21 protein-coding genes, 1 tRNA gene and 1 pseudogene are annotated in these 18,458 nt (G+C 56.4%); 11 read left to right on the top strand and 12 right to left on the bottom strand.

Annotated features, from left to right (window positions below; genetic code table 11):
- Nucleotides 1-110: 110 nt before the first annotated feature.
- From Q0746_RS00115 to Q0746_RS00095, 5 genes are all read left to right on the top strand, one after another.
- A complete protein-coding gene (locus Q0746_RS00115) occupies nt 111-974 on the top strand; it encodes an ATPase (protein ID WP_298256008.1) in 864 nt (287 codons plus the stop codon).
- A gap of 46 nt (nt 975-1,020) precedes the next feature.
- Nucleotides 1,021-1,941, top strand: coding sequence for a homoserine O-succinyltransferase (gene metA / locus Q0746_RS00110; protein WP_298256006.1), 921 nt, complete (start codon nt 1,021-1,023; stop codon nt 1,939-1,941).
- Nucleotides 1,942-2,007: 66 nt separating this feature from the next.
- Entirely contained in the window at nt 2,008-2,883 is an 876-nt protein-coding gene (ppk2, locus tag Q0746_RS00105) for a polyphosphate kinase 2 (RefSeq protein ID WP_298256005.1), read from the top strand.
- Complete coding sequence (locus tag Q0746_RS00100; RefSeq protein ID WP_298256003.1) at nt 2,876-3,493, top strand: TetR/AcrR family transcriptional regulator; 618 nt, start codon at nt 2,876-2,878, stop codon at nt 3,491-3,493. Before ppk2 ends, Q0746_RS00100 begins: the two co-directional genes overlap by 8 nt.
- Nucleotides 3,494-3,510: 17 nt before the next feature.
- A complete protein-coding gene (locus Q0746_RS00095) occupies nt 3,511-4,446 on the top strand; it encodes a hypothetical protein (protein WP_298256001.1) in 936 nt (311 codons plus the stop codon).
- A gap of 72 nt (nt 4,447-4,518) precedes the next feature.
- Here Q0746_RS00095 and rpsI read toward each other — a convergent pair whose 3' ends face one another.
- The 3 genes from rpsI to Q0746_RS00080 form a co-directional block, all read right to left on the bottom strand.
- Complete coding sequence (gene rpsI / locus Q0746_RS00090) at nt 4,519-5,013, bottom strand: 30S ribosomal protein S9 (protein WP_298255999.1); 495 nt, start codon at nt 5,011-5,013, stop codon at nt 4,519-4,521.
- A 2-nt stretch (nt 5,014-5,015) separates the two neighbouring features.
- On the bottom strand, nt 5,016-5,477 hold the full coding sequence (rplM, locus tag Q0746_RS00085) for a 50S ribosomal protein L13 (protein WP_298255997.1): 462 nt from the start codon (nt 5,475-5,477) through the stop codon (nt 5,016-5,018).
- A 151-nt stretch (nt 5,478-5,628) separates the two neighbouring features.
- Nucleotides 5,629-7,071 carry a PLP-dependent aminotransferase family protein gene (locus tag Q0746_RS00080; RefSeq protein ID WP_298255995.1) on the bottom strand — a complete coding sequence of 481 codons (1,443 nt, stop codon included), beginning with the start codon at nt 7,069-7,071 and terminating at the stop codon, nt 5,629-5,631.
- Nucleotides 7,072-7,167: 96 nt separating this feature from the next.
- Here Q0746_RS00080 and Q0746_RS00075 point away from each other — a divergent pair, with 96 nt between their 5' ends.
- Nucleotides 7,168-7,401 (top strand): DUF1127 domain-containing protein, encoded by a 234-nt coding sequence (locus Q0746_RS00075; RefSeq protein WP_298255993.1) that lies wholly within the window; start codon nt 7,168-7,170, stop codon nt 7,399-7,401.
- Between the two features lie 95 nt (nt 7,402-7,496).
- Here the strand turns inward: Q0746_RS00075 and Q0746_RS00070 are convergent, their stop codons facing one another.
- The gene (locus Q0746_RS00070; protein WP_298255991.1) at nt 7,497-7,919 is read right to left on the bottom strand and encodes a PaaI family thioesterase; all 423 of its coding nucleotides are present in this window, start codon (nt 7,917-7,919) and stop codon (nt 7,497-7,499) included.
- 59 nt (nt 7,920-7,978) lie between these two features.
- Here Q0746_RS00070 and Q0746_RS00065 point away from each other — a divergent pair, with 59 nt between their 5' ends.
- Nucleotides 7,979-8,764: an enoyl-CoA hydratase gene (locus Q0746_RS00065; protein WP_298255989.1), complete on the top strand. Its 786-nt coding sequence runs from the start codon at nt 7,979-7,981 to the stop codon at nt 8,762-8,764.
- Here the strand turns inward: Q0746_RS00065 and Q0746_RS00060 are convergent.
- The 7 genes and pseudogenes from Q0746_RS00060 to Q0746_RS00030 form a co-directional block, all read right to left on the bottom strand.
- On the bottom strand, nt 8,761-9,717 hold the full coding sequence (locus tag Q0746_RS00060) for a DUF3179 domain-containing protein (RefSeq protein WP_298255987.1): 957 nt from the start codon (nt 9,715-9,717) through the stop codon (nt 8,761-8,763). The genes Q0746_RS00065 and Q0746_RS00060 overlap by 4 nt on opposite strands.
- Nucleotides 9,718-9,792: 75 nt before the next feature.
- Nucleotides 9,793-10,341 carry a peptidylprolyl isomerase gene (locus Q0746_RS00055; RefSeq protein WP_298255985.1) on the bottom strand — a complete coding sequence of 183 codons (549 nt, stop codon included), beginning with the start codon at nt 10,339-10,341 and terminating at the stop codon, nt 9,793-9,795.
- 70 nt (nt 10,342-10,411) lie between these two features.
- Nucleotides 10,412-10,915: pseudogene (locus Q0746_RS00050) on the bottom strand (peptidylprolyl isomerase); the annotation flags it as partial.
- 98 nt (nt 10,916-11,013) lie between these two features.
- A complete protein-coding gene (coaD, locus tag Q0746_RS00045) occupies nt 11,014-11,505 on the bottom strand; it encodes a pantetheine-phosphate adenylyltransferase (protein ID WP_298255983.1) in 492 nt (163 codons plus the stop codon).
- A gap of 84 nt (nt 11,506-11,589) precedes the next feature.
- Nucleotides 11,590-12,030, bottom strand: a complete 441-nt coding sequence (locus tag Q0746_RS00040) for a GFA family protein (protein WP_298255981.1) — start codon at nt 12,028-12,030, stop codon at nt 11,590-11,592.
- Between the two features lie 4 nt (nt 12,031-12,034).
- Nucleotides 12,035-12,469 (bottom strand): CBS domain-containing protein, encoded by a 435-nt coding sequence (locus Q0746_RS00035; RefSeq protein ID WP_298255979.1) that lies wholly within the window; start codon nt 12,467-12,469, stop codon nt 12,035-12,037.
- A 73-nt stretch (nt 12,470-12,542) separates the two neighbouring features.
- Nucleotides 12,543-13,442: a LysR family transcriptional regulator gene (locus Q0746_RS00030; protein ID WP_298255977.1), complete on the bottom strand. Its 900-nt coding sequence runs from the start codon at nt 13,440-13,442 to the stop codon at nt 12,543-12,545.
- Between the two features lie 99 nt (nt 13,443-13,541).
- Here Q0746_RS00030 and Q0746_RS00025 point away from each other — a divergent pair, with 99 nt between their 5' ends.
- The 4 genes from Q0746_RS00025 to mmsB all read left to right on the top strand — a co-directional run bounded on the left by Q0746_RS00025 (nt 13,542) and on the right by mmsB (nt 18,155).
- Complete coding sequence (locus Q0746_RS00025) at nt 13,542-15,041, top strand: CoA-acylating methylmalonate-semialdehyde dehydrogenase (RefSeq protein WP_298255975.1); 1,500 nt, start codon at nt 13,542-13,544, stop codon at nt 15,039-15,041.
- Between the two features lie 77 nt (nt 15,042-15,118).
- On the top strand, nt 15,119-16,255 hold the full coding sequence (locus tag Q0746_RS00020; protein WP_298255973.1) for an acyl-CoA dehydrogenase family protein: 1,137 nt from the start codon (nt 15,119-15,121) through the stop codon (nt 16,253-16,255).
- Entirely contained in the window at nt 16,255-17,286 is a 1,032-nt protein-coding gene (locus Q0746_RS00015; RefSeq protein WP_298255971.1) for an enoyl-CoA hydratase/isomerase family protein, read from the top strand. Before Q0746_RS00020 ends, Q0746_RS00015 begins: the two co-directional genes overlap by 1 nt.
- Nucleotides 17,283-18,155, top strand: coding sequence for a 3-hydroxyisobutyrate dehydrogenase (mmsB, locus tag Q0746_RS00010; protein ID WP_298255969.1), 873 nt, complete (start codon nt 17,283-17,285; stop codon nt 18,153-18,155). Before Q0746_RS00015 ends, mmsB begins: the two co-directional genes overlap by 4 nt.
- Before the next feature lie 117 nt (nt 18,156-18,272).
- On the opposite strand, the gene Q0746_RS00005 is transcribed toward mmsB, so the two are convergent.
- Nucleotides 18,273-18,349 (bottom strand) — tRNA-Asp (locus Q0746_RS00005).
- Between the last annotated feature and the right edge of the window lie 109 nt (nt 18,350-18,458).

Raw genomic sequence — 18,458 nt, 5'->3', positions numbered from 1 at the left:
AAAGCGCCCCGCATTGTTTTGCGGGGCGTTTTGCGTTTTTCCTGTGAAACCCCTAGCAAGCCCGCCCGCGCACCGTTACCTATTTGTCTGGGGACACAGGAGCGATACGAATGATCTACAACTCGGGACAGGATTGGCTGCAAGCCGACGGGAAGAAGGTGCTGTTCTTCGGCATGTCCGGTCTTGGAAAAACATATATTTCCAATATGTTACGCGCGACAGGTGATTGGTTTCACTACAGTGCAGACTACCGGATCGGCACGCGCTACATGGGCGAATATATCACCGACAACTTCAAACGCCGCGCGATGCAGGATCCGTTTTTGGCCGATTTGCTACGGTCTGACAGCATCTACATCGCGTCGAACCTGACATTTGACGACCTGTCCCCCCTGTCCACATATCTGGGCAAACCTGGAAATCCGGCCCTTGGGGGGCTTAGCTTTGCGGAGTATCAGGCGCGTCAGGCCCAACATCACCGCGCCGAAGTCGCAGCCCTATACGACACAGCCCACTTCATTGACCGCGCCAGCGATCTCTACGGGTACAAGAACTTCGTCTGTGATACCGGCGGGTCTACCTGTGAAGTTGTTGATCCTTTTACCCCAGACGATCCCTTGCTCAATGATCTGGCAAAAAACCACCTAATGGTGTGGATCGAAGGATCGAAAGACCATGAGGCCGAACTGGTACGAAGGTTCAAATCGTCCCCAAAACCAATGTGTTACAGGCCGCAGTTCTTGCAGGACCTGTGGGATGAGTACTTGGAAAGCCACAAATGCGCCGAGGCAGACGTCGTGCCGAACGACTTCATGACCTTCACCTACGCGCAGGCCATCTCGCAGCGCGAGCCACGGTATCGGGCCATGGCTGATCACTACGGGATTAAGGTCTCTCATACCGATCTGGGAAAGGTCACCACCCCCCAAGGTCTCGATGAATTGATCGCCGCAACCCTTGGCAACAAGACCTAATCCACTTAGGTAACTGATCCCTACCGCAACGGATACGATTGACCCTATGCCTATCAAACTGCCTTCATCCTCCCTGCCCGCCTATAACGTGTTGAAGCGCGAAGGCGTGAGCGTGATGAGTGCCGATCAGGCCGCGGTGCAAGACATCCGCCCGCTGCGCGTCGCATTGCTGAACCTGATGCCAAAGAAGGTTCAGACAGAGAACCAGTTTGCGCGGTTGATTGGGGCCACTCCCTTGCAGATTGAACTGTCGTTGATCCGCATGTCAGAGCATCAGACCAAGACCACAGCCGCTGAACATATGGCCGAATTCTACCAGCCTTTCCAAGAAGTTAAGGATCAAAAGTTCGACGGATTGATCATCACCGGCGCCCCGATTGAACATCTGCCTTTCAGCGACGTCACCTATTGGGACGAACTGCGCGAAGTTATGGATTGGACACAAACCAATGTGCATTCCACTTTCGGCGTTTGCTGGGGTGGCATGGCGATGATCAACTACTTTCATGGTGTGCAGAAACACCTTCTGGACACCAAGCTCTTTGGCTGTTTTCGCCACAGCAATCTTGACGAGACCTCGCCCTTTCTGCGCGGGTTTTCGGATGATTGCGTGATTCCCGTCTCCCGCTGGACCGAAATGCGCCAAGATGAAATCGATGCGGTCGACGGCCTAAAAACACTACTTGGGAGTCCCGACAGTGGGCCATGCTTGGTGGAAGATCCCGCGCATCGAGCTCTCTATATCTTCAACCACTTCGAGTATGACAGCACCACATTGAAGGACGAATACGACCGCGACGTCTCCGAAGGCGTGAAAATCGCTGTGCCTTTGAACTATTACCCCAATGACGATCCGACCCAAAAGCCGATCAACCGCTGGCGCAGCCACGCGCATCAGCTTTACGGCAACTGGATCAACCAGATCTACCAAACCACGCCCTTCGACATGGATTTGATCGGCTCATAAAACCACGCTGGCCTAGGCGGGCTTAAGCCTTCATACTCGCAGATAGTTAACAAGAACGAGGCCATTATGACCCTTCCCTTCGACGGTGCTATTTCCGAATTCTACACTAAGGAAATCCCCGACAATGTACGCGAAGCCATTCGCAACGCGGGAAAAAACGACATTTTGGCCCAGAGCTACCCATATGATAATCGCATGGATCGCGACGACTATGAGGACTCCATGAAGCGCCTTCAGGTTGAGCTGATGAAGCTGCAAGCATGGGTGAAAAAAGAGGGCAAACGCGTTGCTATCGTCTTTGAAGGGCGTGATGCCTCGGGAAAAGGCGGCACGATCAAACGCTTTCGCGAGAACATGAACCCGCGCGTTTGCAAGACCGTGGCTTTGTCGAAACCGACTGAAGACGAACGCGGACAATGGTATTTCCAGCGCTACATCAAACATATGCCCAACGCGGGGCAGATCACGCTGTTTGACCGCAGCTGGTACAATCGTGGCGTGGTCGAGGATGTATTCGGCTTTTGCTCGATTGGGGAACGGAACCACTTTTTCGCCCAGACCCCTGATTTTGAGAAAATGCTTGTGGATGACGGGGTTATACTCATCAAACTGTGGCTCAACGTGGGACGTGCCGAGCAGCTTCGGCGCATGTTGGCGCGCGAAAGCGACAAGTTAAAGCAGTGGAAGTTATCGTCGATTGATGTCGATGGCCTGAGCAAATGGGACGCCTATTCGCGTGCGATCTCCGAGACCTTTGACGCCACCGACAGCAGCCATGCCCGTTGGACAGTGATCCGCAGCGATGACAAACGCCGTGCCCGCATTTCTGCTTTGCGCAAAGTGCTCAACAGCATCCCCTACGCCAATAAGGACGATAGCATAGCGATCCGTCCAGACGCCAAAATTTGCGGTGGCGTGGACATGTGGTCTGCGAATGCCTAAACGCGGCTACCATCACGGCAACCTCAAGCAGGCGTTGGTAGAGGCCACCTTGACGTTGATTGAAGGCAAGGGTCCCACCGGCTTCACCGTGGCCGAAGCCGCCAAGCTGGCAGGGGTCACCCCTGCGGCAGTGTATCGCCATTTCAACGGGCGCGAGGCGTTGATCGCGGAATGTGCCCTACAGGGACACCGCATCTTCGGCGACCTGATGGAGCACGCCTACGCCGACGGCCGCCCCACGGCGCTAAAAGCGTTTGAGGCCACTGGCCGCGCCTATCTGGCCTTTGCGCGCAAGTTTCCAGGCCATTACATGGCGATGTTTGAAAGCGGAGTGAACCTGCAATCCAACCCTGATCTTGCACTGGCATCCGATCGTTCACGCGGGGTTTTGGAGCAAGCCGCCATGCGCTTAAGCGAAAACATCCCCGAACATAAACGCCCGCCAGCCAAGATGTTCTCCAGCCATATCTGGGCCTTGTCGCACGGGGTCGTAGAGCTCTTTGCGCGTGGTACGCCTGGGTCCAAATCCCCCTACCCGCCCGAGGATTTGCTGGAGGCCGGAATCGGGATCTACCTGCGCGGATTGGGATTGATCGAGCCGGATCATTGAGCCTTTACCAGCGATATATGTCTGGCCAACACGTTGAGGTTTGGCAAGAAATCGCACACAGCACCGACGCCGCCGATATCGAAGCCGTCATGCGCGAAACCTACGGGCGTGTGGCGCGCAACACCGACACAGTGATCGAACGCCTGCGCGACACAGGCTACCGCTTCGAGACGGAATCTGGACGCTACGGCGAGGCCCAACCGCCCCGACGTCAAATCTCCACCCATCTAGGCAACGCAGAGGCTGCCCTTGAAGACCGGTTTGGCGACCTGTCAACGTTTGTTGGTGGCCCGCGCTTTCTGCCTTTGGCATTTCACTATTTCGCACTGGTTGTGGGCGTCATCGACCTGCGACAACGCTACCCCGCGTCGGAGCCAAAGGATGAGCTGGCAGAAATCAGAGGCCGCACCGTCACCCCTGCAGAACGCGCCTTGATGAAGGCGATCCAAGGCGCATTAGAGGGCGTGCAATCCAAGGAAAGCGAGCTGCGCCAAGAAAGGCGAGCTCGCGCCGAAGCCGAAGATCGCCGCCCGCATCCGTCCCAAGACGCGGTGATCGCTCGGCTTGGGGATTGGAACCCCTTGGTGGTGGATTTGAACGGATTGGACGACCTGTCGCAGGAGTTTGAGGTTGAAATGGTCTCCCTCCCCTCGGGCGGGATCGGCCTGCAGTTGGATCTGGCCCCCAGCTTTGAGCAAAAGGCCAATGTATCTGGCGGCATTGGCGCACATGTGTTCTTGCCCAACACCCGCATGGACCCGATGGTTTTCGAGGACAGTCGCGCTTTGCCCTTCATCGACTACCTAAGAGCGGCATTCACTCACGGCGGGTTTCTAGGCGTGCCTCATCCTGTGCGCCCAAACCAACACCCGTTGCGAAGCATCGACCACGATCTGCGACTACCGGCACATCCGATATTCACGGAATTGACCAAGGGGCTGGAGACATTCTAAGCCAATGACATTCCCAACAAAAAAGGCCACCCGCATCGGGTGGCCTTTTCCAATTTCGCAAGAACTCGAAGCTTAACGCTTGGAGAACTGGAAGCTCTTACGGGCTTTCGCTTTACCGTATTTCTTACGCTCAACAACACGGCTGTCGCGGGTCAGGAAGCCAGCGGCTTTCAGAGCGCCACGCAGGGACGGATCATAAAGCTGCAGCGCCTTGGAGATGCCGTGCTTAACCGCACCAGCTTGACCGGACAGGCCACCGCCTTTGACGGTTGCGTAAACGTCGAACTGATCTTCGGTGCCGGACACTGTGAAAGGCTGGCGCAGGATCATTTGCAGCACTGGGCGTGCAAAATATGTGTTCTGCTCTTTGCCGTTCACAACAACTTTGCCGGAACCTGGCTTGATCCAAACGCGGGCAACCGCGTCTTTACGCTTACCAGTCGCGTAGGAGCGGCCCAGATCGTCACGAACTGGCTCACGGGAGATGGCATCTGCCACAGCTTCTGCTGGGGTGACGCCTTCTGCGACGGTGTTCAACTCGTCGAGGGATTTGATTTCGTCAGCCATTCTTATGCGCTCCGAGTGTTTTTCTTGTTCATGGACTTAACGTCCAGAACTTCGGGGGATTGAGCCTCATGCGGGTGATCAGCCGATGCGTATACACGCATGTTGGTCATCTGCTGACGCGACAGCGGACCACCTGGAAGCATACGCTTCACAGCTTGGGTCAAAACGCGCTCAGGGTGCTTGCCCTCAAGGATTTCGGCGTTCGTGCGGGACTTGATGCCGCCCGGGTGGCCGGTGTGCCAGTAGTTTGGCTTTTCACGCTTGTTACCTGTCAGCTGGATTTTGTCAGCGTTGATAACGATCACGTTGTCGCCCATATCCATGTGTGGAGTGAAGGACGGCTTGTGCTTGCCACGCAAGCGCATCGCGATGATGGACGCGAGACGGCCCAGAACAACGCCTTCAGCGTCGATCAGGATCCATTTCTTGTCGATATCGCTAGGAGTAGCGGTAAAGGTTTTCATGGGTGTTCCTCAAGAATTGCGGCCATGAGGCATAAAGCCCCTTGGGATGGCGTGGTTCTAACGGAACTGACGACACAGTCAACGACAGTTTGTCATGAATTATCAAGCAATAACAACGCCTTGCAATTAAGGTATTATTTTACCCCACAATTCAGGACATGATTTGCTCTGGCGGGTTGTCCAGCAGCACCCTTAATCGCCCTATGGCCTTCTCATAGCTGCTTAGGCTGACACCCGCGTTGATCGAAATTCGCACCGAATGCAATGTCGGGGCGGAGCGCCCTTGGTAGTCTTCTGCAGACCTGATTTGCACCCCTTCGGCCTCTGCCGCTTGGCAAAAGGCGTTGGCGCGCCACCCCTCTGGCAAGGCTAACCACAAGAACAACACATCCTCACGCCACTTCACGTCATATCCCCCCAATATATTCACCGCAGCTCGGACATATTTTGCAGTCTCTTGCCGAACTGCTTCGACAATTTTCGGGGTTTCGGGATGCAGCAGCAGCTTGGTGCATAGATCCCCCAAAGGCGTCGCCAACCCGAAGAAGGAATACTCGGCAACACGGCGCAAAACCGATACCCTATTGGTTGGCGCAACCGCAAAACCGATCCGCAAGGACGGCGTCAGCGTTTTCGACAGGGACGCCACGAACCAGCTACGTTCGGGTGCAAGCATTCGGTAGGACGGCGTCTCGGCCAAGGACATCCGGTAGCAGTCGTCTTCCATGATCTCGAAATCGAGCTTCCGTGCGACATCCACAATCTGGCGCCGTCGGCTTTCTGGGGTAAACCCGCACGTCGGGTTATGCACTTCAGGCGAGGTGCATAATATCTGCGCATCATGGGTGCGTGCGGCCTCCTCCAAGGCTTCCGGAATGATCCCGTTCTTATCCGTGGCCACGGGGATCACCTCTGCGCGCAGTAGCTCGGCGGCGCGCCGAAACCCCGGATAGGCCAAATCCTCAACCAGCACCACTGGCTTCCGCCCCCGCAACACGGCCTGCATGATAAGTAGAATGGCATTTTGCCCGCCATTGGTCAGGACAACATTCTCCTCGGAGACCCGCCCGATTGGGGCTTGAGACAGCCACTGCGCCACGGCTTCTCGGGTGGGCTTGGACGCATCCCTGCTGGGGTAGTGCATCATTCCAGATGGGGGATCTTTTGCAATCTCCGTCAATAATTGCTTCAGCAACCTAGACTGCCCCACATTGCGCAGATGAGGCGAAATCATATTCACGCGAAAGACGCTCCCGCCTTCGTTATGCGGCGTAGCATCAACTTCGATCGGCCCGCCCACGTGTAAGGGTGCAGAGATATCAATGCCCGATCCCACCGCCTCAGACGGGCTGTCCGAGACAAATGTTCCACGCCCCACGACAGCTTCTAGGCAACCGGCATCCACAAGCCGAGAGTAGGCGCGCGCCACTGTGCCCGCCGTGATGCCCAACTGATAGGCTACCTCGCGCACTGGGGGCAGCTTTTCGCCGTGCTTCAAGCCCCCCGACTGAATGGCGTCGCGTATGGCATCTGCCAAGGCCAGATACTTCGGCCCAGTACTGTTCGCGAGGTCGGGGAACCATATTGTATTCATAACAATCTTTCTATGGACGCATACAATTTTGAATTGTACCCTATTCTTGTAGCAAGGTTGCTGCATTGTATCAATACAAATCTGGAGGCCATTCCCATGGCGACGCTTACACAACCGCTTTCTCTTGACCTGTCCGCACTTTCAGCCCGCGCTAAAGTGGCGCCGACGGCTCGCGCAGCTGTCAAGTTGGCGTTTGTTTTGATGTCTTGGGATGAAGCCTACCGCACGCGACGCGCCCTTAAGGGGTTGACCGCCGAGCAACTACAAGACGTCGGCATCACCCGCGCGCAGGCCGAAGCAGAGGCACGCCGCCCCTTCTGGCGGGGTTAACACCCCTTTCTGAAATTCAGTTCCTGATGCCCGACGTGACATTCCCTGTCCGCGTTGGGGTCAAACTTGACCGGACGTTCGCGTCCGGTCCTTTTTCATTGTTGCGGCGGGATTGAATACGTCAAAGACGCGCGCGCAACCGGTCGGTCCGGCTCGGATTCAGAGAAAATCCTCCCCTCGGTAACCGCCAACACCCGCCCCAGTTTCAACAGCTCCATTTTGCACAAAAGCCGCCCGGGCGCAGGTTTGCGCATGAAATCTATGGAGCAATTCGTGGTCACAGCCAGCGCCACAGGCCCCAATGCGCTAAGGATGCAGAAATACGCACACACGTCCGCCAGCGCGAACATTGATGGCCCCGAGACCGTACCACCGGGGCGCAAATGCTTTTCGGACGCCGACAGAGCCATGGTCACAAAGGGCGGCGCGATGTCTACGAACTCGAAGTCTTCGACCACTTGTGGAAAGTCGCGCTCCAAGAAGGCCTGCAATGCGGCCTTATCCATTTTCACTTCCATGCGTTCCCCCTGCCCTCTAAACATGGCCCAACCGAGCAGATCATGAAGGGAATGACAAGATGAACGAGCGTTTAGTACTTCGCGAAGACTCTGGGGCCATCTCGAGGTTGACCCTAAACGCTCCCTCCAAGCTGAATGCCCTGTCTGACGCCATGCTGGCTTGCTTACATGAGACTTTGGATACAATCGCCGACGACCCGACCATCCGCGTGGTGATCCTAAATGGTGCGGGAAAGGTCTTTTGCGCAGGGCATGATCTTAAAGAAATGCAAGCCGTCCGAGACACCGCAGACAAGGGACGCGCGGCTTGGTTGGACTTGTTTGAAAGATGCACTGCCGTGATGGCGCGCATCCAAAGCCTGCCACAACCGGTGATTGCGCAAGTCCACGGCATCGCCACTGCCGCGGGATGCCAATTGGTGGCCACTTGCGATCTGGCCATTGCGGCACCGGATACAAAATTTGGCGTAAACGGGGTAAACATCGGGTTGTTTTGCTCTACTCCGATGGTTGCACTCAGCCGAAATATCTCGCGAAAGCAAGCGTTTGAAATGCTAACAACGGGAGAGTTTGTCGACGCTGTGCGCGCGTGTGAACTTGGGTTGATCAACCGCGTGGCGCAAAAGGATCTTGACCAAGAGGCCTTGGCCTTCGCGGAAACAATCGCAGGCAAGCTTGGCTCTGCCGTTCGCATCGGCAAGCAGGCGTTCTATGCGCAAGCGCAGATGACCACTGCCGAAGCCTATGCTTTCACCGGAGAGGTTATGGCCGTGAATATGGCGCAAGACGACACGGATGAGGGCATCAATGCCTTCTTGGAGAAACGCGCCCCGAATTGGACCTAGTGCCAAGTCGCTTTCGGGTGAAAAGCATGGAATGCAAAGGCAAACATGACATCGTGGACAAGATCGCGGCCCTGCCCGTCTTTCACGCGCACAGCGCCAACGCTGCGCCCCTTGTCAATTTTGCGGCTATCTAGGGCTGAGGCTTGCTCGCCCTCCCATGACAGCACCACGCCATGTTCGCGAATGATTTTCTCGCGGCGCAAACGCTCCATTGACCACGCACGATTGCCGACACGAATCACCCGCGCCATCGGGTCAACCCCGTTGGGGGGCAAGGCCCCGTCGTAAAGAAACGGGGTCGAGGCCGTATCATACCGCAGGTAAGGGTTTGATCCGTAGTTAAATCCCTTTCGAGGAGCATTCAGCACCAAGCCATTCGGATTACGCTGCTTGAACGCCTCCCAACTTTCCATCCAGCTGGGGATTTGCTTCAGGTTGCGCCCCGCCAGTTGCCCCACAATGCCGGTTCCCACGGCCTGCTGCCACCAGCTTTCGGTTTCGCGGTCATACATCACCATATCAGAGTTGCGCAGGTTGCCCGAGACCCCAAACGACAAGGTTTTCCCCGCAACGCGGCGGTCAAACACGACCCCAGAGTTGCATAGCGGGCAGAATGTCACCGCAACCGGCGTCCCGCCGACGACGTCATTTACGATCTCATGCACCATGAAATAGCGGATCGGATAGGCGCGCGGGCGTTGGCCCTTGATCTCCAGCGTCATGACCGGCTCTCGCAGGCCGATGCGGCGCTCGTCCGAGACCTTAAGGAAGGTCGGGTTATCCACAGCCGGAATGCCGTCCTTTCCGGGACCACCAGAGCGAATTTCGTCAAGGTTTACAGTAGTTTTGGAAAAATCCGTATTCGGCCAGCCCGCTGAAAGATATGCGGATTGCGCCCATGCCGCTGTCACCGACATGCTTAGGATGAACAGTAGAATATAAAAACGGGCCATGCTTACTCCTCCCAAAGAAGCATGGCCCGTTCCTCGCTGCCAGAACAGCCCCGCTCACGCAGGGTTTACGGCGCGTTACTTGGTGACGCGAACGGCTTTCATCTGATCAGCTGTTCCGACCACAGTGCCATTCCCGCCGGTGCCCAACTTAATCTGATCGACGACGTCCATTCCGGCTGTCACCTTTCCCACTACGGTATATTGCCCGTTCAAGAAGGCCCCTTCCTCAAACATGATGAAGAACTGGCTATTGGCAGAATTGGGGTTCTGGCTACGCGCCATGCCCACAACGCCACGGTCAAAATTCAGATCCGAGAACTCTGCCGGCAGATCAGGACGGTCTGATCCGCCCCGCCCCGCGCCAGAGGTGTCGCCATCGGCCTTACCGAATTGCACATCGCCCGTTTGCGCCATGAAGCCTTCGATCACGCGGTGGAAAACAACCCCGTCATATGCGCCTTCACTTGCCAACGCGGTGATCTGCTCAACATGCTTGGGGGCCACATCCTCAAACAGGTCAATGACAATGGTGCCCTTCGCTTCGCCTGCGACATCCACCTCAAGACCAGTGGCAAGCGCGGGGCTTGCGACCAGAAATGCACATGTTGCCAGAAGCTTATTCACCAGCGTCACCGTCGGCACCTGCATCGGCTTCCGCCTCTGAAGCTTCTGCTGGGCCCGCGTCTGCGCCGCCCGCGTCTGCTGCTACCATAACCGAAATCATCCGGTCTGGGTTCATCGGTGGTTCACCGCGCTGGATGGCGTCGACGTGTTCCATGCCCTCAACGACGCGGCCATAAACGGTGTATTGGCCGTTCAGGAATGCATTGTCAGAGAAGTTGATGAAGAACTGGCTGTTGGCCGAGTTCGGATTCGCAGAGCGCGCGGCCCCGATGGAGCCACGGTCGTGCGGCAGCTTGGAAAACTCTGCCGGAAGATCTGGCATGTCAGAGCCGCCCGTCCCCGCCATACGAATGTTGAAGTCTTTTTCCATGTTGCCGTTGGCCACGTCACCTGTTTGCGCCATGAAGCCGTCGATCACACGGTGGAAGGCCACATTGTTATAGGCGCCCGAGCGTGCGAGCTCTTTCATGCGCGCAGTATGCTGTGGGGCCACATCCGGCAGCAGCTCAATCGTAACCGTACCGCCGGTGAGTTCCATCAGGATTGTGTTTTCGGGATCTTTAATTTCGGCCATTATATGGGCGCTCCTAAGCGTTTTGGATTTGGCGACAAATTAGACCAGTTGAGAGCAGTGTAAACCCCTGCTTGAAACCTCGGCCTCTGCAGCTGGATCTATGCCAGCCGCTCTAGCAATGCAGCCTTCACAGATGGGGTCACAAACTTCGAGACATCGCCGCCCAAACGAGCGATTTCTTTGACCAGTTTCGAGGCGATGGCCTGATGCTGCGCCTCGGCCATCAAGAACACGGTCTCGACGCTGTTGTCCATGGCTCGGTTCATGCCAACCATTTGATATTCATACTCAAAATCTGCAACAGCCCGCAGCCCGCGAATAATCACCGAGGCCCCGACATCGCGGGCACAATGGATCAGCAAATTCTCAAAGGGATGTACGATGATCTCGCACCCTGTTTCGGTGCTAATCTTGGCGCATTCCTCTTCAATCATAGCTGTCCTCTCTTCGAGGGAAAACAACGGTCCTTTATCGCGGTTAATAGCCACTCCGATGACCAACCTGTCGACCAGCGAGCAACCGCGGCGGATGATGTCAGAATGTCCAAGGGTAATGGGATCAAAAGTGCCGGGATATAATCCGATGCGCATGGTCTGGGCCTTTGTTCGTCTCAATTTGCCTCACGCAACATTATTGCGCGGCAGAATGCAAGTCGATAGCGATAGATCAACGGTTTACGCTGTGCCAAGATTGGCAAACATCGCCTCGACCTGTTCTTGGGTTAAATCGGCTGTGGTTTCACAAAATGAGTAACCATCGGGTTTCTGGTCGATAAACAACTGTTGTGACAAAGTAATTCCATCCAGATCGTTCATCGTTCCAGCCCCGATATGGTAAATCCCTTGCTCTTTTCCCGCCGCAGTTACACGGTAAAACAAGCTGGAGCCGCAATTTTTACAAAACCCGCGTTCCGCCCATGGGGAGGACTGGAAAAGCTGGATATGCGCCTCTCCTTCGAATGTCATGGCGTCCGGCAGCACCGAAAGCGCCAAAAACACCCCTCCCGTCCAACGCCGGCACATAGAGCAATGGCATGCGCCCAATTCGGGCTCTATTAACTGGGCGCGGTATGTCACCGCGCCGCACATGCATTTGCCGCTTATGTCCTGCGCCATGACGTCAGTGCCCCATAATCATGCCCTCAAGCGCGTCTTTCTCCATCGCCAATTCGCTGAGGCGGGCTTTTACGACATCGCCAAGGGTAATCAACCCGACCATCTCGCCCTGCTCTACGACCGGCATATGGCGAAAGCGGCCTTCGGTCATCTGCGTAAGGATCGTATCGGCGCGGTCACCGGTCGTGCAGGTCACCAGCTTCTTGGTCATCATGCTGTCTACCGTTTCGGATAGGCATCCCGCACCGCGCTTGCCGATCTCACGCACGATGTCGCGCTCGGACAAAATCCCCAGAGCCGCCTTAGTGTCGGAGGAAACCACAACTGAGCCAATCTTGCGTGAAGACAACATGTTGGCCGCATCCGCGACCGAGGCCTCGGGCCTGATTGTTACAACTCCATCGTCCGCTTTTAGCTTCAAAATGTGGCTCACCAGCATATGCGCGTCTCCTGCATTTGTTCAAAAGTTATGGTGTAATACACTCCACTGTCGTCGCAACTTTGGGTATCCGTCAAGTCTGGCCTTCCAGACGCGCCACTTCTTGGCGTACACGCGCTCCCAATTCCTCGGCAAAAAGCCGCAGACGCGAGATGTTCCGATCGTCGGCATGCCGCACCAGATAGAAGCTGCGTTTGAGCGAGAATTCATGCGTTAGAACCCGCCTCATCTCTGGGGCAGACGGCAGGGCAAAGTCATGCCCGATCACCAACCCCGCCCCGCTTCTCGCCCAATTGAATTGAACCGAAACCGAATTCGAGGTGAACTTTGTCGAAGGCCCTCCGATTTCGGACAGATAATCGAGTTCAGCGTCGAAAATCAGATCAGAGATATACCCGATAATCGTGTGATCCTTGAGGTCCTTTAAGGTTCTGAGTGGCGGCGCGTTTTTCAAATAGTCTTCGCTGGCCATCAAATGCAGGTGGTAATCCGTCAGCTTTTGACTGGTCAGCCGCCCAGCCGTCGGAGGAGACACGGTGATCGCCATGTCAGCTTCCCGTTTGGACAGATTAAAGACCCGAGGCAGGGCTACAATTTGCACCTCAAGCCCCGGATGGTCCGCGCAAATGGCGGAGCAGACTTGCGGCAAAAGATAGTTCGCACTGCCATCTGGGGCCCCCAACCTGATCTGACCGGTGAGTGCCTCGGCCCCGCCACTGGCGTCCTCTTGCGCGTTCAAAATAGCGGTCTCAATGGCTTCGGCGCGCGCGATTAGCCGTGCCCCTGCCTGCGTCAAAGCATAGCCTTGCGGGGATTTCATGAACAAAACCGCTTCCAGCGCCTCTTCCAGTCGGGCCACACGCCGCCCCACGGTCGCGGGATCAAGCCGCAGGGTTTTTCCTGCCCTCGACAAGCTCTCGGAGCGCGCCACTGCGAGGAAAACCCGCAAGTCGTCCCATTTTGGTTCCGGCATCAAGTATCCCTACATTTTTGCAAAATGATTTTGAGAAATTGACCCTTTTTCATGCAGAAATGCAAGATTAAACTGGAACGGATATTCAAGGAGGATTCCATGCAAGAACTTACCCACTACATCAACGGCGCTCATGTCAAAGGCACGTCTGGACGCTTTGCCGACGTTTACAACCCTGCCACTGGTGAGGTTCAGGCGACAGTTCCATTGGCCTCCCCTGCCGAGATGGACCAAGCCGTCCAGATCGCCGCTGCAGCACAGCCTGCTTGGGCCGCCACCAACCCGCAGCGCCGCGCGCGGGTCATGATGAAGTTTGTGGGCCTGTTGAACCGCGACATGGACAAATTGGCCGAAGCCCTGTCCCGCGAGCACGGCAAGACATTGCCCGATGCGGCTGGCGACGTTCAGCGCGGCCTCGAAGTGGTTGAGTATTGCATCGGTGCGCCCGAATTGCTGAAAGGTGATTACACCGACAGCGCCGGCCCCGGCATTGACATGTACTCCATGAAGCAAGCTTTGGGCGTGACAGCGGGGATCACCCCGTTCAACTTCCCAGCGATGATCCCGATGTGGATGTTTGCGCCTGCCATTGCTTGCGGCAACGCCTTCATCCTCAAGCCGTCCGAGCGTGACCCATCCGTCCCCTTGATGCTGGCAGAGCTGATGGAAGAAGCTGGCCTGCCAAAGGGCATCTTGCAGGTGGTAAATGGTGACAAAGAGGCCGTGGATGCCATCTTGCACCACGATGTAATCCAATCCGTGGGCTTTGTAGGCTCTACACCGATCGCCGAATATATCTACAGCACTGGCTGTGCGAACGGGAAACGCGTGCAGTGTTTCGGTGGTGCGAAGAACCACATGATCATCATGCCGGATGCGGACATGTCTCAGGTTGCTGACGCGCTCGTCGGGGCCGGCTACGGTGCCGCAGGCGAACGTTGCATGGCGATTTCGGTGGCTGTGGCCGTTGGCGACGACACCGCAGATCGTTTGCTTGAGAAGCTTGTTCCGAAGGTCGAAGCGCTGAAAGTCGGCCCCTACACATCTGGGAAAGACGTAGACTACGGCCCGGTTGTTACATCCGCTGCAAAGGCCAACATCGAACGCTTGGTGCAAACCGGTATCGATCAAGGCGCCAAGCTGGTTGTCGACGGGCGTGATTTCAAACTGCAGGGCTATGAAGACGGCTTCTTTGTTGGCCCACATTTGTTTGACGGTGTCACAACCGATATGGACATCTACAAGCAGGAGATCTTCGGGCCAGTGTTGTCCACCGTACGCGCCGAAACATATGAAGACGCGTTAAAAATTGCGATGGATCACGAGTACGGCAACGGCACCGCGATCTATACACGCGATGGCGACACAGCGCGTGATTTCGCGAACCGCATCAACATCGGCATGGTCGGCGTGAACGTTCCGATCCCAGTTCCACTGGCCTACCACACCTTTGGTGGTTGGAAAAAATCGATGTTTGGTGACCTGAACCAGCACGGTCCGGATGCGTTCAAATTTTACACACGCACCAAGACTGTAACCTCCCGCTGGCCTTCGGGCATCAAAGAAGGCGGCGAGTTCTCAATCCCAGTCATGGAATAGATGGACAATGTGCGCCCTTGCATTTCTGGTGCAGGGGCGCATAATTAAACAGCTGTTCAATTCTTTCGGAGGAAACCATGGATTTCGCGCTATCAGACGAGCAAACCGCAATTTTTGACATGGCCAAGGCCTTTGGTGACGAGTTCATCGCCCCCCATGCCTTGCAGTGGGAAAAAGAGGGAGACATCCCGAAAGATCTTTGGCCGCGTTTGGCCGAGCTTGGATTTGGCGGGCTCTATGTCTCAGAGGAATACGGCGGCTCCGGCCTCACACGACTGGATGCGACGCTCGTGTTTGAAGCCCTCTCTATGTCCTGCCCGTCCGTGGCGGCCTTCCTATCCATCCACAACATGTGCGCCGCAATGATCGACAAGAACGGATCAGATGCGCTCAAGGAAAAATACCTTGAGAAGGCCACTACGATGGAGACCTTCTTCTCATACTGCCTGACCGAGCCTGGGTCCGGTTCTGATGCAGCAGCATTGAAAACACGCGCCGAGCAGACGGCGGACGGCTATGCCTTAACCGGCTCGAAGGCATTTATCTCTGGCGGCGGATATTCCGACGCCTATGTCGTCATGGCCCGCACCGCTGATGCTGGTCCGAAGGGCATCTCCGCCATGGTCATTGACGATGGAACCGACGGGCTTTCCTACGGCGGGCTTGAGGATAAAATGGGGTGGCGCGCACAGCCCACACGCCAAGTTCAGATGGACAATTGCAACATTCCATCGGGGAATCTTCTTGGAGACGAGGGCAAAGGTTTCACTTATGCGATGCAGGGCCTGAATGGCGGCCGGTTGAACATTTCTGCTTGCTCGCTGGGGGCCGCACAGTCCGCCTTGACACAAACGCTGACTTACATGTCCGAGCGTCGGGCCTTTGGCAAATCCATCGACCAGTTCCAAGCCCTACAGTTCCGCCTTGCGGAAATGGAAATCGAATTGCAAGCCGCCCGCGTCTTCTTGCGCCAAGCCGCATGGAAGCTGGACACAGGCGCACCTGACGCGATGCTCCATTGCGCGATGGCCAAGAAGTTTGTCACCGAAGCGGGATCTCGCGTCGTCGATGGCTGCCTGCAACTGCACGGGGGCTACGGCTATCTGGCGGATTACGGCATCGAGAAACTGGTGCGTGACCTGCGGGTGCATCAGATCCTTGAGGGGACAAATGAGGTCATGCGTATGATCGTTGCGCGCGGGTTGATTTCTTAATGAGTGATCTTTTTGTTCGAATAGAAGGTCGCGCCGGTCGGATCACGTTGCAACGCCCCGAGGCGCTGAATGCTTTGACATACGACATGGTTCTCGCGATTGAGACCGCCCTTGATGAATGGCGGACTGCCGATATCGACCTTGTTTTGCTGGATGCCGAAGGGGATCGCGCCTTTTGCTCTGGGGGTGACATTGCAGATATGTACACCTCCGGCCAAGAGGGCAATCTGGACTACGGGCGTCAGTTCTGGCGCGATGAGTACCGCCTGAACGCCAAGATTTTCGAGTACCCCAAACCGGTGGTCAGCTTTTTGCAAGGGTTCACCATGGGGGGCGGCGTTGGCGTCGGCTGCCATGGCTCCTTGCGCATAGTCGGCGACAGCAGCCAGATCGCGATGCCTGAATGCGGCATCGGGCTGGTGCCAGACGTGGGAGGTTCCTTGATGCTTGCCTTGGCTCCAGGCCGGCTGGGGGAATATCTGGGCATGACCGCGACACGAATGGGGGCTGCTGATGCGATATTCGCAGGCTTCGCAGACGCCTATGCACCAGAGGCCGATTGGCCATCGCTCAAGGCGCAGATGGTGGAAACCGGAAAGTTGCCAAAGCTGAACGCCCCTGCCCCTGCGGGCACATTGGAAGAACTTCTTCCCGAGATTGACCGCCACTTCGCAGGCGAAACTCAAAATGACGTCATCCGGTCCCTAGAGACCGACGACACCCCCTTTGCGCAAGCGGCACTTAAAGCGCTGAAGCGCAACGCGCCCTTGGCCGTGGGCTGTGCCATGACGATCATTCGCCGGTTGCGTTCTGCCAGCTCGATCCGGCAGGCTTTGGATCAAGAGTTTCGTTATACGTTCCGTGCTGTGGCTCAGGGCGATTTCATCGAAGGCATCCGCGCGGCCATCATCGATCGTGACCGAAGCCCCAAATGGGCCCATGACGACCACGGTGCGGTCACCGATATGGATGTCTCACAAATGTTGATGCCTTTAGGGGACAACGCGCTTAACTGGAAGGAAATGCCATGAAGATCGGATTTATCGGGCTCGGGAACATGGGGGCGCCTATGGCGTCCAATCTGGCGGCGGCCGGTCATGAGGTGACGGGCTTTGACATCGCCAACACACCGCCTGAAGGGGTGGCGAAAGCCAATACGGTGCAAGAGGCTGCGACCGATAAGGATGTGGTCATCACAATGCTTCCCAACGGTGCAATCTTGCAAGCTGTTGCGTCAGATATCATCCCCGCGATGAAGCAAGGCGCCACGCTGCTGGACTGCTCTACGGTGGATGTCGAGAGCGCACGTGCCGTGGCCTCCAGCGCGCATGCCTCCGGCCTAAGTGCGGTTGACGCCCCCGTTTCGGGCGGCATCGGTGGTGCTGCAGGTGGCACTTTGACCTTTATGGCTGGCGGGACCGATGAAGGCTTCGCTGCGGTCTCTCCCCTGTTTGACATCATGGGGCAAAAGGCTGTGCATTGTGGGCCGTCAGGAAACGGTCAAGCGGCAAAAATTTGTAACAACATGATCCTCGGGGTGACCATGGTTGGCACCTGTGAGGCGTTTGCCTTGGCTGACAAACTGGGCTTGGACCGTCAAAAAATGTTTGACGTGGTGTCTACGTCGTCGGGCTATTCTTGGTCGATGAATGCCTATTGCCCTGCGCCTGGCGTTGGCCCTCAAAGCCCAGCCGACAATGATTACACCCCTGGGTTCGCCGCTGAGCTGATGCTAAAGGACCTGCGCTTAAGCCAGCAGGCCGCAGAGGCCTCTGACGCCGACACCCCTATGGGCGCCCGCGCAACCGAGCTCTACGCGCAGTTCGTCGAGGAAGAGGAAGGCGCTGGCAAGGACTTCTCAGCCATGTTGCCGCGCTTTGTGTCTCGTAGACGCAAGTAACTCAAACACAATGACAAATCTTTGAAATGCGAAGGGTAACACCTTCGCATTTTGCGTTTCAAAGACCGCCAAAGGCGTGACTTCGGGCTAAGAAGATTTTCCAATGAAAAGAAAGAGTGGCGCGGTTGACGGGACTCGAACCCGCGACCCCCGGCGTGACAGGCCGGTACTCTAACCAACTGAGCTACAACCGCGCATCAGCCTGTGTGGGTTCATATGTGCAGCGGTGGCGCGGTTGACGGGACTCGAACCCGCGACCCCCGGCGTGACAGGCCGGTACTCTAACCAACTGAGCTACAACCG

The organism is uncultured Litoreibacter sp. (genome assembly GCF_947487515.1).
Lineage (GTDB): Bacteria > Pseudomonadota > Alphaproteobacteria > Rhodobacterales > Rhodobacteraceae > Litoreibacter.
The sequence above is the reverse complement of the archived record's forward strand: the minus strand, read 5'-3'. Positions and strand labels throughout refer to the sequence as shown.

Excerpts from the sequence above, each read along its gene's own strand:
- Q0746_RS00065 (WP_298255989.1), top strand. The coding sequence starts at position 7,979 with ATGAACGAGCGTTTAGTACTTCGCGAAGACTCTGGGGCCATCTCGAGG.
- rplM (WP_298255997.1), bottom strand. The coding sequence starts at position 5,477 with ATGAAAACCTTTACCGCTACTCCTAGCGATATCGACAAGAAATGGATC.
- Q0746_RS00070 (WP_298255991.1), bottom strand. The coding sequence starts at position 7,919 with ATGGAAGTGAAAATGGATAAGGCCGCATTGCAGGCCTTCTTGGAGCGC.
- mmsB (WP_298255969.1), top strand. The coding sequence starts at position 17,283 with ATGAAGATCGGATTTATCGGGCTCGGGAACATGGGGGCGCCTATGGCG.
- Q0746_RS00080 (WP_298255995.1), bottom strand. The coding sequence starts at position 7,071 with ATGAATACAATATGGTTCCCCGACCTCGCGAACAGTACTGGGCCGAAG.
- coaD (WP_298255983.1), bottom strand. The coding sequence starts at position 11,505 with ATGCGCATCGGATTATATCCCGGCACTTTTGATCCCATTACCCTTGGA.
- rpsI (WP_298255999.1), bottom strand. The coding sequence starts at position 5,013 with ATGGCTGACGAAATCAAATCCCTCGACGAGTTGAACACCGTCGCAGAA.
- Q0746_RS00100 (WP_298256003.1), top strand. The coding sequence starts at position 2,876 with ATGCCTAAACGCGGCTACCATCACGGCAACCTCAAGCAGGCGTTGGTA.
- Q0746_RS00035 (WP_298255979.1), bottom strand. The coding sequence starts at position 12,469 with ATGCTGGTGAGCCACATTTTGAAGCTAAAAGCGGACGATGGAGTTGTA.
- Q0746_RS00020 (WP_298255973.1), top strand. The coding sequence starts at position 15,119 with ATGGATTTCGCGCTATCAGACGAGCAAACCGCAATTTTTGACATGGCC.
- Q0746_RS00115 (WP_298256008.1), top strand. The coding sequence starts at position 111 with ATGATCTACAACTCGGGACAGGATTGGCTGCAAGCCGACGGGAAGAAG.
- Q0746_RS00095 (WP_298256001.1), top strand. The coding sequence starts at position 3,511 with ATGTCTGGCCAACACGTTGAGGTTTGGCAAGAAATCGCACACAGCACC.
- ppk2 (WP_298256005.1), top strand. The coding sequence starts at position 2,008 with ATGACCCTTCCCTTCGACGGTGCTATTTCCGAATTCTACACTAAGGAA.
- Q0746_RS00015 (WP_298255971.1), top strand. The coding sequence starts at position 16,255 with ATGAGTGATCTTTTTGTTCGAATAGAAGGTCGCGCCGGTCGGATCACG.
- Q0746_RS00025 (WP_298255975.1), top strand. The coding sequence starts at position 13,542 with ATGCAAGAACTTACCCACTACATCAACGGCGCTCATGTCAAAGGCACG.
- Q0746_RS00060 (WP_298255987.1), bottom strand. The coding sequence starts at position 9,717 with ATGGCCCGTTTTTATATTCTACTGTTCATCCTAAGCATGTCGGTGACA.
- Q0746_RS00075 (WP_298255993.1), top strand. The coding sequence starts at position 7,168 with ATGGCGACGCTTACACAACCGCTTTCTCTTGACCTGTCCGCACTTTCA.
- metA (WP_298256006.1), top strand. The coding sequence starts at position 1,021 with ATGCCTATCAAACTGCCTTCATCCTCCCTGCCCGCCTATAACGTGTTG.
- Q0746_RS00030 (WP_298255977.1), bottom strand. The coding sequence starts at position 13,442 with ATGCCGGAACCAAAATGGGACGACTTGCGGGTTTTCCTCGCAGTGGCG.
- Q0746_RS00040 (WP_298255981.1), bottom strand. The coding sequence starts at position 12,030 with ATGGCGCAGGACATAAGCGGCAAATGCATGTGCGGCGCGGTGACATAC.